The 12,408-nt window shown below is 72.0% G+C and carries 16 protein-coding genes; 8 read left to right on the top strand and 8 right to left on the bottom strand.

All coding sequences use genetic code 11. From position 1 onward, the window contains the following. The first annotated feature begins 67 nt into the window (after positions 1-67). Complete coding sequence (locus POL25_RS26965) at positions 68-676, top strand: TetR/AcrR family transcriptional regulator (RefSeq protein WP_272089081.1); 609 nt, start codon at positions 68-70, stop codon at positions 674-676. Between the two features lie 187 nt (positions 677-863). Here POL25_RS26965 and map read toward each other — a convergent pair whose 3' ends face one another. Next, the gene (gene map / locus POL25_RS26960; RefSeq protein ID WP_272089080.1) at positions 864-1,655 is read right to left on the bottom strand and encodes a type I methionyl aminopeptidase; all 792 of its coding nucleotides are present in this window, start codon (positions 1,653-1,655) and stop codon (positions 864-866) included. A gap of 160 nt (positions 1,656-1,815) precedes the next feature. Here map and POL25_RS26955 point away from each other — a divergent pair, with 160 nt between their 5' ends. Further along, positions 1,816-2,781 carry an ArsA family ATPase gene (locus tag POL25_RS26955; protein WP_272089079.1) on the top strand — a complete coding sequence of 322 codons (966 nt, stop codon included), beginning with the start codon at positions 1,816-1,818 and terminating at the stop codon, positions 2,779-2,781. A 40-nt stretch (positions 2,782-2,821) separates the two neighbouring features. Here the strand turns inward: POL25_RS26955 and POL25_RS44545 are convergent, their stop codons facing one another. Continuing rightward, the gene (locus POL25_RS44545; protein ID WP_272089078.1) at positions 2,822-3,343 is read right to left on the bottom strand and encodes an acyl-CoA carboxylase biotin carboxyl carrier protein subunit; all 522 of its coding nucleotides are present in this window, start codon (positions 3,341-3,343) and stop codon (positions 2,822-2,824) included. 66 nt (positions 3,344-3,409) lie between these two features. Between POL25_RS44545 and POL25_RS26945 the strand changes: the two genes are divergently transcribed. Next, on the top strand, positions 3,410-4,540 hold the full coding sequence (locus POL25_RS26945; RefSeq protein WP_272089077.1) for an ArsA family ATPase: 1,131 nt from the start codon (positions 3,410-3,412) through the stop codon (positions 4,538-4,540). A 98-nt stretch (positions 4,541-4,638) separates the two neighbouring features. Here POL25_RS26945 and POL25_RS26940 read toward each other — a convergent pair whose 3' ends face one another. The 3 genes from POL25_RS26940 to POL25_RS26930 form a co-directional block, all read right to left on the bottom strand. After that, positions 4,639-5,526, bottom strand: coding sequence for a tRNA threonylcarbamoyladenosine dehydratase (locus POL25_RS26940; protein ID WP_272089076.1), 888 nt, complete (start codon positions 5,524-5,526; stop codon positions 4,639-4,641). 43 nt (positions 5,527-5,569) lie between these two features. Next, positions 5,570-5,866: a hypothetical protein gene (locus POL25_RS26935; RefSeq protein WP_272089075.1), complete on the bottom strand. Its 297-nt coding sequence runs from the start codon at positions 5,864-5,866 to the stop codon at positions 5,570-5,572. A 131-nt stretch (positions 5,867-5,997) separates the two neighbouring features. Beyond that, positions 5,998-6,588, bottom strand: coding sequence for a ClpXP protease specificity-enhancing factor SspB (locus POL25_RS26930; protein ID WP_272089074.1), 591 nt, complete (start codon positions 6,586-6,588; stop codon positions 5,998-6,000). 233 nt (positions 6,589-6,821) lie between these two features. Here POL25_RS26930 and POL25_RS26925 point away from each other — a divergent pair, with 233 nt between their 5' ends. Then, positions 6,822-6,977 (top strand): hypothetical protein, encoded by a 156-nt coding sequence (locus POL25_RS26925; protein WP_224193790.1) that lies wholly within the window; start codon positions 6,822-6,824, stop codon positions 6,975-6,977. Between the two features lie 72 nt (positions 6,978-7,049). Here POL25_RS26925 and POL25_RS26920 read toward each other — a convergent pair whose 3' ends face one another. The 3 genes from POL25_RS26920 to POL25_RS26910 all read right to left on the bottom strand — a co-directional run bounded on the left by POL25_RS26920 (position 7,050) and on the right by POL25_RS26910 (position 9,010). Continuing rightward, positions 7,050-8,237 (bottom strand): acyl-CoA dehydrogenase family protein, encoded by a 1,188-nt coding sequence (locus POL25_RS26920; protein ID WP_272089073.1) that lies wholly within the window; start codon positions 8,235-8,237, stop codon positions 7,050-7,052. 81 nt (positions 8,238-8,318) lie between these two features. Next, positions 8,319-8,783 carry a MauE/DoxX family redox-associated membrane protein gene (locus POL25_RS26915; RefSeq protein WP_272089071.1) on the bottom strand — a complete coding sequence of 155 codons (465 nt, stop codon included), beginning with the start codon at positions 8,781-8,783 and terminating at the stop codon, positions 8,319-8,321. Beyond that, positions 8,780-9,010, bottom strand: a complete 231-nt coding sequence (locus POL25_RS26910; protein WP_272089070.1) for a hypothetical protein — start codon at positions 9,008-9,010, stop codon at positions 8,780-8,782. Before POL25_RS26910 ends, POL25_RS26915 begins: the two co-directional genes overlap by 4 nt. Before the next feature lie 272 nt (positions 9,011-9,282). On the opposite strand from POL25_RS26910, the gene POL25_RS26905 reads away from it, so the two are divergent. The 4 genes from POL25_RS26905 (at position 9,283) to POL25_RS26890 (ending at position 12,350) form a co-directional block, all read left to right on the top strand. Beyond that, positions 9,283-10,017 carry a hypothetical protein gene (locus tag POL25_RS26905; RefSeq protein WP_272089069.1) on the top strand — a complete coding sequence of 245 codons (735 nt, stop codon included), beginning with the start codon at positions 9,283-9,285 and terminating at the stop codon, positions 10,015-10,017. Between the two features lie 91 nt (positions 10,018-10,108). Beyond that, positions 10,109-11,209, top strand: coding sequence for a redox-regulated ATPase YchF (gene ychF, locus POL25_RS26900; RefSeq protein WP_272089068.1), 1,101 nt, complete (start codon positions 10,109-10,111; stop codon positions 11,207-11,209). 113 nt (positions 11,210-11,322) lie between these two features. Beyond that, positions 11,323-12,078, top strand: coding sequence for a tetratricopeptide repeat protein (locus POL25_RS26895; RefSeq protein ID WP_272089067.1), 756 nt, complete (start codon positions 11,323-11,325; stop codon positions 12,076-12,078). A gap of 11 nt (positions 12,079-12,089) precedes the next feature. Beyond that, positions 12,090-12,350 (top strand): hypothetical protein, encoded by a 261-nt coding sequence (locus POL25_RS26890; RefSeq protein WP_272089066.1) that lies wholly within the window; start codon positions 12,090-12,092, stop codon positions 12,348-12,350. Positions 12,351-12,408: the final 58 nt, after the last annotated feature.

Below are 12,408 nucleotides of genomic sequence, written 5' to 3'. Positions count from 1 at the left end.
GCCGCGAGGGGATGGCAACAAATTGTTGCGATGAGCGGACGAGCGCGGTGATAGGCTGGGCGGGCGCGTGGTCCAGGCGAGGCGGAAGGGCAAATCGGAGCCGCTGGTGCGCGGCGAGGCGGTCGTGCGCGGGGTGCTCGCGGCGACGCTGCGCGAGGCCGCGCGGGCCGGCTACCACGGGCTGAGGATCGAGGACGTGGCGGCGCTGGCGGGGGTCAACAAGACGACCGTGTACCGGCGCTGGCCGACCAAGCAGGAGCTGGTCCGCGACGCGCTGCTGTCGATCGCGGGCGCGGCGTTGACGGTCGCCGACGCCGGCTCGCTGCGCGAGGACCTGCTGGCGATCGCGCGCCGGATCGCGTCGCTCGGGGCGCAGGCGGAGTACCAGGGGCTGTACCGCCTGTTCGTGGTCGAGGGCGGCGACCCGGAGCTGGTGGCGATCGTCCGCTCGCTGCGCACGAGCTTCGAGGCGGTGCCGCGGGCGATCCTCGAGGCGGCCGACAGGCGCGGCGAGCTGGCGCCCGGGGTCGACCCGAAGCTGCTGTTCGACGTGCTCGGCGCGGCGCTCAACCGGCGGCTGTTCTTCGAGCGCGAGCCGCTCGACGAGGCCTGGCTGCAACAGCTGGTCGACCTGCTGCTGCACGGGGCGCTGGCCCGGCCGCGTACGAGCCGGTGAGGCGTGCGGAGGTCATGTCCTGAAGGACATGACCTTCGGGACATGCGCGTACGGGAATGTCCCGAAGGTCATGTCTGAAGAGACATGCTGCCAGGCTCGCGCGGAGAGCCTGACCCAAGGTTGATGTCCAAAGAGACCTCAGCAGGCTCGCGCGGGAGCCTGGCCCGAGGGCAGGTCCGGCGGGCGCTCAGCTGGCGCGGGCCCAGGAGGGCCGCCAGGAGGCGTCGCGCAGGGTGAGGACCTCGTAGCCGTGGTCGGTGACGAGGATCGTGTGCTCGACCTGGGCGCTCCACTTGAGGTCCTTGGTGACGGCGGTCCAGCCGTCAGCCAGGATGTCGCAGTGGGGGGTGCCGATGTTGATCATCGGCTCGATGGTGAAGGTCATGCCCGGCTTCATGCGCAGGCCGTTGCCGCGCTTGCCGACGTGCGAGACCTGCGGCGCCATGTGGAACTCGCGGCCGATGCCGTGGCCGCAGAAGGCCTCGACGACGCCGTAGCCGTGGCGGCCGTGGGCGAACTCGTAGATCGCCGCGCCGATGTCGCCGATCCGCTTGGTCGGGCTGACCTCGGCGATGCCGAGCCACAGCGACTCGCGGGTGACGTCGATCAGCTGCTGCGCCTCGGGGGTGGTGCTGCCGCCGACGACGAACATGTCGGAGCAGTCGCCGAAGTAGCCGTCGAGGGTGGTGGTGATGTCGATGTTGACGATGTCGCCGGCGGCGAGGACCTGGTCGCCAGGGATGCCGTGGCAGATGACCTCGTTGACCGAGGTGCAGATCGAGCGCGGGAAGCCCTTGTAGTTGAGCGGCGAGGGGTAGGCGCCGTGGCCGACGATGTACTCGTGGCAGATCTTGTCGAGCTGGCCGGTGGTGACGCCGGGGACGACGTGCGGGGCGATGTGGTCGAGCACGGAGGCCGCCAGCCGGCACGTGGCCCGCATCTTCTCGATGTCGCGCTTGCTCTTGATCTCGACTGCCACGTCCGTAATCTCCCGGCCGATCGTGGGCGGAGAATGGTCGCCGGCGGCGGGGAGGTCAAGGGCGCAGCCGGAGACCTCCCGGGGAGGGCGGCCACACGTGAGGGTTTGGCGCCTTGTGGTAGCGAGCGGCCCGGGTCTGTGCCAAGGTTCGCCCCATTCCATGGCTGTCTCCAGCGCCCCCGCCTCCGGGTTCGGAGCCGTCCTCGATGCCCTCGCCCAGCGTCAGCTGCTGGTCGTCAGCGGCAAAGGCGGCGTCGGCAGAACGACGGTCGCCGCGCTCCTCGGCCTGTCCCTGGCCCGGCGCGGCCGGCGGGTGCTGGTGGCGACAGTCGGCCTCGACGACCGCCTGGCGTGGATGCTCGGCCACCGCACGCTGAGCGAGACGCCGTCGGTCGCAGGCCCGGGCCTGTTCGTCCAGCGCGTGGTGCCGACGGTGTGCGTGCGCGAGTACGGGACGATGGTGCTGCGCAGCGAGCGGATCGCCGGCGCGGTCTTCGACAGCGCGCCGATCCGCCGCCTGGTCCGCGCGGTGCCCGGGCTCGACGATTTCGCGGTGCTCGGCAAGATCTGGCACGAGGCGGTCCGGGCGCGCAGCTTCGACGTGGTGGTGTTCGACGGGCCAGCGACGGGCCACCTCCGCTACACGCTGGGGATCCCGCAAGCGATCCTGAAGGCGGTGCGGGTCGGACCGCTGCCGCGTGAGGCCCAGGCGATGCAAGCGAGCCTCGAGGATCCGATGGTGACGCAGGCGGTGCTGGTCGGCCTGCCCGACCGCTGGCCGCTGACCGAGCTGGGCGAGATGGCGGCGTCGCTGCGCAGCGAGTCGCGGGTGCACATCGGCGGGATCTTCGTCAACGGCACGTGGCCCGAGCTGCCGGCGTTCCAGGCCGGTCCGCCCGCGCTCGACCCCGACGGCCAGGTGGCGCGCATGCTGGCCGCGACCAATGTGGTGGCGCAACAGGCGGCGCGCCAGCGCGGTCACGTCGAGACGTGGCTGGCCGGCGAGCAAGAGGCGGGCCGCCGGGTGCCGCCGGTGGTGCCGCTGCCGTGGCGCTTCCAGGGCTTCGCGGGGCTGGCCGACGTCGAAGACGTGCTGGCGACGCTCGAGCCGCGGAGGGCGGCGTGAATCAGATGGTCAATCGGACAGGTCCCTCAGGACATGACCTTCAGGACGGGTCGAGCTCGACCAGGGCCTGGCCGGCGTCGACGGCGACGCCCTCGCCGACGTGCACGGCCTTGATGACGCCGGCGACGGTGGCCAGCAGCTCGTTCTCCATCTTCATGGCCTCGACGATGACGAGCGGGGTGCCGCGCTCGACGGTCTGGCCGGCGCTGACGAGCACGCGGACGACGCGACCGGGCATGGGCGCCTTGACGAGGCCGCCGCCGGCGCTGGCGCTGCCGGTGGCCGCGAGGGCGGCGTCGCGGGCGGCCGCCTGGGCTGTGCGGACGTCGAGGGCGAAGGCGACGCCGCCGATCGCGGCGGCCGTCGGCGAGGCCGCGCCGTCGAGGCTGACGATCCGCTGGGCCGCCTCGCCCTGCACGCGCACGTGGCTGCGCCCGCCGGCGACCGGCGTGACCTCGTGGGCGACGCCGTCGACGACGACGACGGGCGGGTCGGAGGCGGTCACTCGCGCGACGAGCTCGCGCTCGCCGATGCGCACGACAAATTCTCTGCTCGCGCTCACGGGCGGCGAGACTACGGCATTTCTTTCGGGCGCGTCCACGGCCCGCGGCGGGGCGGGGGACCGGCGATGACCTCACCCCGACCAGGAGGGGACCCGCTGTCCGCGGGGCCGTCGCGCCGGGTGCTGCTGTGCGTCGGCCCGGGCGGGGTCGGCAAGACGACCTGCGCGGCGGCGCTGGCGCTGGGGGCGGCCCGCCAGGGCAAGCGCGTGCTGGTGGTGACGATCGATCCGTCGCGCCGCCTGGCCCAGGCGCTCGGCCAGGACCGGGCCCGCGCCGGCGAGGAGCTGCCGGTGCCGCTGCCGCTCGAGGGCAAGGGCAGCCTGCACGCGCTGCTGCTGGCGCCCGACGTGGTGTTCGACCGCATCGTCCGCGCCTACGCGGAGACGCCGGCGGCGGCCCGCCAGATCACGCAGAACCCGATCTACCGGGCGATCGCGGAGAACCTCGGCGGGGCGCTCGAGTACGCGGCGATGGCCCAGCTGCAGATCCTGCACGCGGAGCGCCGCTACGACCTGATCGTGCTCGACACGCCGCCGACGGCCAACGCGATCGATTTCCTCAGCGCGCCCGAGCGGATCCACGAGGTCGTGACCAACCCGGCGACGCGGATCCTCACCGGCGGCGGCAAGCTCGGCGCGCGCCTGCTGGGGGTCGGCAACGGGGTGGTGCTGAAGGCCCTCGGGGCGATCGGGGGCGGCGAATTCCTGGCCGAGCTGGGGGCGTTCCTCCGCGACTTCTCCGGGGTGCTCTCCGCCTTCCAGCAGCGCGCCGGCGACTTCTCGACGCTGCTCACGTCGCCCGACACCGGGGTGGTGCTGGCGACTTCCGCGTCGCCGCTGAGCGTGCGCGAGGGGCTCGATTTCCTCCGCGTGCTGCACGAGCGCGGGCTGCGGGTCGACAGCGTGGTCCTCAATCGGGTGCTGCCGCCGTTCCCGCCGCCGCCGCCGACCGAGGCGGTGCAGGCGACGCTGGCCGAGCAGGTGGAGCCGGCTGTCCTCGAGGACACGTTGCAGCGGGTGCTCGGGGTGTACGCGGGGCTGCGCGTGCAAGGCGAGCAGTCGGTGGCGGCCGGGCAAGCGCTGACCGCCGCCTATCCGCGCTTGCCGCTGTGGCTGCTGCCGCTGCGTGACCCGGCGCCGACCTCGGTGGCGGACCTGGCCGAGCTGGTGGCCCAGTTCGTCCGCTGGGGCAGCTAGAGATCGTCACATGTTCGATGGAGCATGTCCGATGCGACATGCTCGTTTGGACATGCCCATGAGGGCATGCCCCGCAGGACATGCCCCTTCAGGCAGCTTCAGACCGGCTGGCCGAGCAGGGTGCGGACGGCCGCGCTGGCGCAGGCGAGGCCGAAGGCGCCGGTGACGAAGCTGGCGGTGCCGTAGATGACGTTGCGGTGCATGCAGCCGTGGAGGTCGTTCTCGCCCTGCGGGCACACGCAGCGGAAGCCCTCGCCGCCGTCGTAGTCGAGGTCGAGCGGGTCGCGCGCGGGCTCGGGCGAGTAGACGGCGGGGATCCCCCACGACTCCTTGTCGCGGTGGGGGAACTCGTGGTGCTTGCGCAGCAGCTTGCGGGTGGCCGCCAGGAAGGGGTCGTTCTCGACGGCGTTGAGGTCGGCGATCCGGATCTGGGTCGGGTCCATGCGGCCCGAGGCGCCGCCCGAGACCACCAGCGGGATCTGCCGCTTGCGACAGGTGGCGATCAGGTGGGTCTTGGCGGCCAGGTTGTCGATCGCGTCGACCACCAGGTCGGGCGCGCCGGCCAACAAGGCGTCGCTGGCCTCGGCGTTGTAGAACTCCTGGCGCGGCTCGACCTCGCAGCGAGGGTTGATGAGCCGCAGGCGCTCAGCCATGACGACGGCCTTGGGCTTGCCGGTGGTGCCGCGCACGGCGTGCAGCTGGCGGTTGGCGTTGGTGACGCAGATCAGGTCGAAGTCGACGATCGTGAGCTTGCCGACGCCGCTGCGGGCCAGCGACTCGGCGGCCCAGCTGCCGACGCCGCCGAGGCCGACGACGACCACGTGACTGGCGAACAGCCGCTGCATGCCGGGATCGCCGACCAACCGACCCATGCGGTCGAAGCGGCGGTGGAGCTTGTAGGTGCTGGTCTCGTCGTCGAGGGCGGCCGGGGCGGCGGCCTTGCGCGTGGACAGCAAGCCGGCGCTCGGGATGAACTGCGTGGTCATGGCGAGGCCGGAGTATAGAGGTCCGGCCCGGCGGGTCGAGGGCTCAGCCGCACCGCTCGGCGTCAGCCAACGTACGCGCCGCCATCACACACTTGGCGTGCCGCGCGTAGACGAGCTTGCCGCGCAGCTGGAGCAGCGCCTCGGCCTGCTTGCGACAGCCGAGGCGGTACTGGTCGAGCAAGTTGTCGACGGCCTCGCCGTGCTCGCCGCCGGCCTCGGCGCGCAGGATGTCGGCCTTGCGCTGGCACACCTCGTGCGGCGCAGGGGCCCGGACAAAGGCGATCCACAGCGCCGCGAGCAGGGCGAGGAAGAGGATGACGAAGGTGGCCGCGAGCTTCATCGCCAGGCTCCGTGGGGGCGAAGGGTGAGCGCCGGGTCAGCCCGCCGTGCGCGGGCCGGCCGGCTGTCGTGCGATCGCGGCGACGGTCGCGAGGCGAGCGCGGAGGAGCAGGAGCGTGCCACGCCTGGCGATCAACCGCCGCCGTCGATGACGCGGAAGGCCGCGCGCCGCTTCTTGGCCTGATCGTCGCTCGGGCTGGCCGCGGCGGCGGGCGGTGCGGCTTCGGCCACGGCCGGCTCGGCCGCGGTCTCGGACTCGCCATCGGCATCGGAGTCGGCATCGGACTCGGCCTCGGCAGGCGCGGTGTCGACGCGGCGCAGCTCCGGCTTGGGCTCGGTGGGCAGCTCGAGCTTGGTGATCGCGCTGTCGAAGGCGGGGGTCGGCTGCTGACCGGCGGCCTGGCGCTTGACCGACTCGGGGACGTGGCGGTCGAGGACGATGCCGCGGCCGGTCGAGCGGTCGGTGACGATGTAGATCGACTCCCAGGGGAACGAACAGCGGGTCACTTGCCCGCCGAACGAGAGGTCGGCCGCGAGGCCGGTCTCGCCGAACACCAGGTCGAGCGGATAGCTGGCGTCGAGGTCGATGATGAGGCGCTCTCGCCACTGCTGGCGGATGAAGTCCGGCACCGTCACCGAGGCATGGGTCGCGTCGACGTGAAGGCGGGGGCAGCGACCGGCCGCGTACAGCGACTCGATGACACTCTGGACCGGGTGGACCATGGCCCGCCTAACCTAGCGGAAGTCGACCGGACTGGCGAGGGTCGCGGCCCTTTCCGCGCGGCGCCCGGTCCACCACGATAGCCCCCGCGACGCGAGGGCCCTCGGACGCGCCGCTCGGCACGTCCGCTCGCCGCGCAGGCGGCCCGCCCCATGTGCACGTGCCCGCACGGCGGCCCGAGAGGCCCGGTTTGTTCGCAGCCCAGCCCGGCGTGCTAAGCTGCGAATCAGCCCCGATGCAGATCCACGGCCCCGGTTATTGCTCCTGCCACGCGCCCTCGCCCGCGACGCCGGGCGCCGCGCCATCGACCGGGTTCTTCGTGCTGATTCTGTCGCTGTCCCTGGTGCTGATCGGCCTGGTGGTCCAGGGCGTCATCCCGCTGGCGTGGTGAGCCAGCGCCGGTCGGGCAGCGCTGCCGATAGCGAGACGTCCCCGAGGGTGACGGCGACGTCGCTGGTTCGCGTCAGCCGTTGAAGGCCGCCAGCCCGGTCAGGGCGCGGCCGATCGCCAGAGTGTGGATCTCGTGGGTGCCCTCGTAGGTGAAGACCGTCTCGAGGTTGCACAGGTGCCGCATGATGTGAAACTCGCCCATGATGCCGTTGCCGCCGAGCATCGAGCGGGCGGTGCGGGCGGACTCCAGGGCCATGCGCACGTTGTCGCGCTTGAGGTACGAGACCTGCTCGGGGGTCAGCTTGCCGTCCTGCTTGAGCCGACCGAAGTGGAAGGCGAGCAGCAGGCCCTTGCCGATGTCGTTGTGCAGCTCGACGAGCTTCTGCTGGGTGAGCTGGAAGCCGGCGATCGGGCGCCCGAATTGGGTCCGCTCGAGGGTGTAGTCGCGGGCTCGCTCGTACACGCTCATGGCCGCGCCCACGGCGCCCCAGCCGATGCCGTAGCGGGCCTGGGTGAGGCAGCCGAGCGGACCCTTGAGGCCGCGCACGCCGGGCAGCAGGTTGGCCGCGGGCACGCGCACTTCGTCGAGCACGATCTCGCCGGTGATCGAGGCGCGCAGGCTGAGCTTGCCGTGGGTCTCCGGGGTCTGCAGCCCGGCCATGCCGCGCTCGACGAGGAAGCCGCGGATGACCGGGGTGTCACTGCCGAAGTCGAGCGTCTTGGCCCACACCACCAGCACGTCGGCGATCGGGCTGTTGGTGATCCACATCTTCTGGCCGGTCAGCACGTAGTCGCCGCCGGCCTCGTGCTGGCGGGCGTGGGTGCGCATCGAGCCGGGGTCGCTGCCGCTGTTCGGCTCGGTCAGGCCGAAGGCGCCGATGATCTCGCCGCGGGCCATGCCGGGCAGCCAGCGCTCGCGCTGGGCCTCGTCGCCGTAGGCGAAGATCGGCCACATCGCCAGCGCCGACTGGACCGAGCAGAAGCTGCGGATGCCGCTGTCCTGCCGCTCGAGCTCGATCATCGTCAGGCCGTAGGCGACCGGGTTCATGCCGGCGCAGCCGTAACCGTGCAGCGGGGCGCCGAGGAAGCCCATGGCCGCGAACTCGGGGATGAGCTCGCGCGGGAAGCTGCCGCGCTCGTAGTGCTGCTCGATGACCGGGGCGATCCGTCGGGCGCCGAAGTCCCGCGCGGCCTGCCAGGTCAGGCGCTCCTCGTCGGTGAGCAGGTGATCGATCGAGAGGATGTACGGGACGCCGGTCATCGACGCGTGTCTACCACGCGGGCCCGGCGGCTCTCGCGGTCACGAAGGGAAGGTGACCGGCGTCCGGACGCGTGAAGCTCCTCACCGCGCCGGCTCACGCCCGAGGTCGAGCGCCAGGACCAGGGTGAGGCCGAGCAACACGACGTTGCGCACGAGGTCGAGCGCGCCCACCGGCTCGGCCTGGACGGCGTTGCCGAAGCAGCCGCAGTCGAGATCGATCCCCCGCGCCAGCGCCGAGCCGATCAGCAGCGTGAAGGTCGCCATCAGCAGGACCGCCAGCCACACGCCGCCGCGGTACAGCCGCCCGGACAGCAGCGCCAGCGCGGCCAACAGCTCGAGCATCGGCGCAGTGGTGGCGACGATGTTGACGAGGAGGTCGGGGAACAGGCGGTAGTTGGGCAGCTTGGCCGCGAACCCGGCCGGGTCGGCCAGCTTGGGCGCGGCGGCGGCGAGCAGCACGCCGGCGACGACCAGGCGCAGCGCCCAGATGCCGCCGCGTCGCCACCGGGATGCCCGATCGGCCATGTCCTCTTGAACCTGGCTCATCGGACATCCTCCGGGCCCGGGCTGGACATCGGCGCCGCCGGGGCGAACGAGGCGGGCGCCCCGTCGTCGGCGGAGGCTTCGAGGTCGGGCTCGACCTCGCCGCACATGGTCTCCTCTTCCCGGGGCGGCGGGACCCACGGCAGATCTGGCCGAAGAGCCAGGTGCAGCGCACCGAGGACGAGGCCGGCGGCGATCAGCGCGAGCAGTTCGCGGACGTCACGACGCATGGGACGACAAGCGTAACACCGGCGGGTCGGCCTTATTTCCGCGATCGACGCGCTGCGACGCGCAGGCGCACCCGGGGGCGGGAAATTGTGCGCCAGCCCGCGTCCGGTCGGCCGCACTGCCGGCATCGCCGGGAATTTGCTGGCGCCCGCGGGTGCGGTGCTACCCTTGCGGGCGCGCCCGCGCAGGCGGTGACGCCGCCGGACCCGGATCTCTCTCCGGGTCCCGCCCGTCCTCCCGGCCCGGCGGGCCGGATGCGCCAGGAGCCTCTTCAATGACCCATCGCAAGCTGTTCGTGCTGTGGACCCTGCTGTGCGCCCTGGCGCTGCTGCCGCGGGCTGCCGAGGCCGCGCCGGTCACCGTCGGCGGCAAGGTCGACTCCAGCGGCGCCAGCGGCTCGGCCAGCGGCCCGAAGCGGGGCTTCGAGCTGCCGGAGAACATCATCGGCGGCAACGCGATCACCGCGCTGTTGCCGGTCCAGGTCGGCTTCGCCGGCTACCTGCCGCGGGTCCGCATCGGCTTCCAGTACGAGCGCCAGCTCTACAAGGCGCACTGGGTCTACGTGCAGATCGCCGGCCTGCTCGACCGCGGCGACTGGCACACCTTCCGCCTGCCGGAGTGCGGCCTCGGTGCGTCGCTGGGCTCGTGCAACCGCGGCACCGTGGCGGGCTTCGACCTCGGCCTCGGCTACGCCCACAAGTGGTTCCTCAAGGAGCACCCGTACCTGGTGCCGATCGCCCGCGTGGGCCTGAACGGCGGCGCGTGGTGGTACCCGTACCTCACCGAGTCGCGCCAGCAGTCGCGCGAGCGCACCTGGTCGATGAGCGTGCGCGGCGGCGGCGGCCTGCGGATCTTCCTGCTGCGCAACCTGGCGCTGGGGCTCGACGTGAACGTCGTCCTCGGCTTCACCATCTCCCGCGATCGCCCGCTGGCCCGCCCGCCGGAGACCAACGCCAACTTCCTGATCGGCATGGAAGTCCTGCCGCTCATCGTCGAACACCGGTTCTGAGGTCGCGCCCCGGCGCGCCCGCGCGAGCGGCGCGCTTGTGTGAAAACCCGGTTCGCGGACCGCGGGGGATCGTGCTACCTCCCCGCGGCTCATGTCGCTCGCTGTCGGAATCGTCGGTCTGCCCAACGTCGGCAAGTCCACCCTGTTCAATGCGCTGTCGAACGCCGGCGCTCAGGCGGCCAACTACCCGTTCTGCACGATCGACCCCAACATCGGCGTGGTCCCGGTGCCGGACCCGCGGATGGACGCGCTGATCAAGCTGTTCGAGCCGCACAAAGAGGTGCCGACGGCGGTCGAGTTCGTCGACATCGCCGGCCTCGTCAAGGGCGCCAGCCAGGGCGAGGGCAAGGGCAACGCCTTCCTCAGCCACATCCGCAACGTCGACGCGATCGTCCACGTGGTCCGCTGCTTCGACGACGGCGGCATCGTCCACGTCCACGGCAAGGTCGACCCGGTCGACGACGCCGAGGTGATCAACACCGAACTGCTGCTGCGCGACATCCAGTCGGTCGAGTCGCGGCTGCAGAAGGCGGTCAAGAACTCGAAGAGCGGCGACAAGGCGGAGAAGCTGGCGGCCGCGACCTGCGAGAAGCTGCTGGCGGCGATGAACCGCGGCCAGCCGGCGCGGACCATCGAGCTCGACGACGAGGCGCGCGAGGTGATGAAGTCGCTGACGCTGCTGACCGCCAAGCCGATGCTCTACGCGGCCAACGTCGCCGAGTCGCAGCTGTCGGCCGGGACCTCCGATCCGCTGGTGGCCAAGGTCGTCGAGCTGGCGGCGCGCGAGAACTCCGAGGTCGTGGTGATCTCGGCGGCGATCGAGGCCGAGGTCGTCAGCCTGTCGCCGGACGAGCGGCGCGAGTTCCTCGACGGCCTCGGCGTCACCGAGCCGGGCCTGAACCGCCTGATCCGCCAGGCCTACGCGCTGCTCGACCTCATCACCTTCTTCACCGCCGGCAAGCAGGAGGTCCGCGCCTGGACCATCCGCCGCGGCACCCATGCCCCCCAGGCGGCCGGCAAGATCCACACCGACTTCGAGCGTGGCTTCATCCGCGCCGAGGTCCAGGGCTGGGAGGATCTGGTCCGGCTCGGCTCCGAAGCCGCCGTCAAGTCCAAGGGCCTGCTCCGCGTCGAGGGCAAGGAGTACGTGGTCCAGGACGGCGACGTGATGCACTTCCGCTTCAACGTCTGAGCTGGCCCGAAGGCCAGGTTGTCGTGATGCGGATGGCGCAATCAGCGCAAGGCGCGCCCGGCGGTCCGGGGCGGGGTGTGGCATTTGCCGACGGGCGATGGCACGCTCGCGGCGTGAACCTGCTTGCGCGGTCCTCGGGTCCCTCGCTCGCCGTCGCGCTGGCGGGGGCGATCGTGTTCACTCCGGCCGGCGCGCGCGCGCGCGTGGCCGACGAGCCGGCTGTCTCTGGGGACAGGTCCTCCGGGACAGCAGGCGAGGGCGACAAGGCGACGTCGAAGGTGCCGCTGTCGGACGATCCTGCGGTCGAGTACAAGGCCGGCACGCAGGCCTACGCGCTCGGCAACTACGAGCAGGCGATCGTCCACTTCGAGCGCAGCTACGCGCTGTCGAACCACCCCTACCTGCTCTACAACCTCGGCCTGGCCTACACCCAGTGGTACGGGCTCTCGAGCGACGCCGGCAACCTGCGCAAGGCTCGGCGGCTGTTCCAGAACTACCTCAAGGCGCTGGCCGACGATCCGAAGATGGATCAGGAGCAGCGCGACGACGCCGAGGCGCAGATCGCCAAGATCGACGAGCAGCTGGCGGAGATCGCCGCGCGCACGCCGGCCGCGGCGACGCCGGAGGGGCCGTCCGAGGCCGTCGAGACCGCGCCGCCGCGCGGGGGCGACGCGCCGCCGCCGAGCAAGCAGCCGGTCTACAAGAAGGGCTGGTTCTGGGGCGTGATCGTCGTCGGCGTGCTCGCGGTCGCCGGCGGCGTGACGGCCGGGGTGCTGGTGAGCCAGAGCAAGGCGAACGGGCCGTCCGAGCTCGGCAACATCGGGCCCACGCGCGGCGAGGCGCCCACGGGCCTGGGCCTGCGGTTCTGAGGAGCGTGGCCGTGGTCTCGAGTCAGGAGCTGCACCCCACCGCCGGCGCGCGCTTCGTGTGCGAACGCGAAGCCAGCGAGCCGCTGCGCTATCAAGCGCGCGTGTTCGTGGCCGACGGGACGACCGTCGCCGCCGAGCTGACGTGGGACGCGGCCGGCCAGGCGATCCTCGCGCCCGCGCCCGAGGACGCGTGGGTGGCCGGCGAGCTGCTCAAGCTGGCGCGGGTGCTGAAGCACAGCGGGCAGGCGCGGCTGGTCCGCTGGCGCGGATGAACGAACGGACAGGTCCCGAAGAACCTGTCCGTAGATTCATGGCCTGATGGCCATGTGC

Source organism: Nannocystis bainbridge, from assembly GCF_028368995.1.
In the GTDB taxonomy this organism is placed as follows: domain Bacteria; phylum Myxococcota_A; class Polyangia; order Nannocystales; family Nannocystaceae; genus Nannocystis; species Nannocystis bainbridge.
This window is presented reverse-complemented; position numbering and strand designations above follow the sequence as displayed.

Coding starts and splice junctions, on each gene's coding strand:
- POL25_RS26925 (WP_224193790.1), top strand. CDS start 6,822: ATGCAGATCCACGGCCCCGGTTATTGCTCCTGCCACGCGCCCTCGCCC.
- POL25_RS26920 (WP_272089073.1), bottom strand. CDS start 8,237: ATGACCGGCGTCCCGTACATCCTCTCGATCGATCACCTGCTCACCGAC.
- ychF (WP_272089068.1), top strand. CDS start 10,109: ATGTCGCTCGCTGTCGGAATCGTCGGTCTGCCCAACGTCGGCAAGTCC.
- POL25_RS26915 (WP_272089071.1), bottom strand. CDS start 8,783: ATGAGCCAGGTTCAAGAGGACATGGCCGATCGGGCATCCCGGTGGCGA.
- POL25_RS26930 (WP_272089074.1), bottom strand. CDS start 6,588: ATGGTCCACCCGGTCCAGAGTGTCATCGAGTCGCTGTACGCGGCCGGT.
- POL25_RS26910 (WP_272089070.1), bottom strand. CDS start 9,010: ATGCGTCGTGACGTCCGCGAACTGCTCGCGCTGATCGCCGCCGGCCTC.
- POL25_RS26935 (WP_272089075.1), bottom strand. CDS start 5,866: ATGAAGCTCGCGGCCACCTTCGTCATCCTCTTCCTCGCCCTGCTCGCG.
- POL25_RS26905 (WP_272089069.1), top strand. CDS start 9,283: ATGACCCATCGCAAGCTGTTCGTGCTGTGGACCCTGCTGTGCGCCCTG.
- POL25_RS26955 (WP_272089079.1), top strand. CDS start 1,816: ATGGCTGTCTCCAGCGCCCCCGCCTCCGGGTTCGGAGCCGTCCTCGAT.
- POL25_RS26945 (WP_272089077.1), top strand. CDS start 3,410: ATGACCTCACCCCGACCAGGAGGGGACCCGCTGTCCGCGGGGCCGTCG.
- POL25_RS26940 (WP_272089076.1), bottom strand. CDS start 5,526: ATGACCACGCAGTTCATCCCGAGCGCCGGCTTGCTGTCCACGCGCAAG.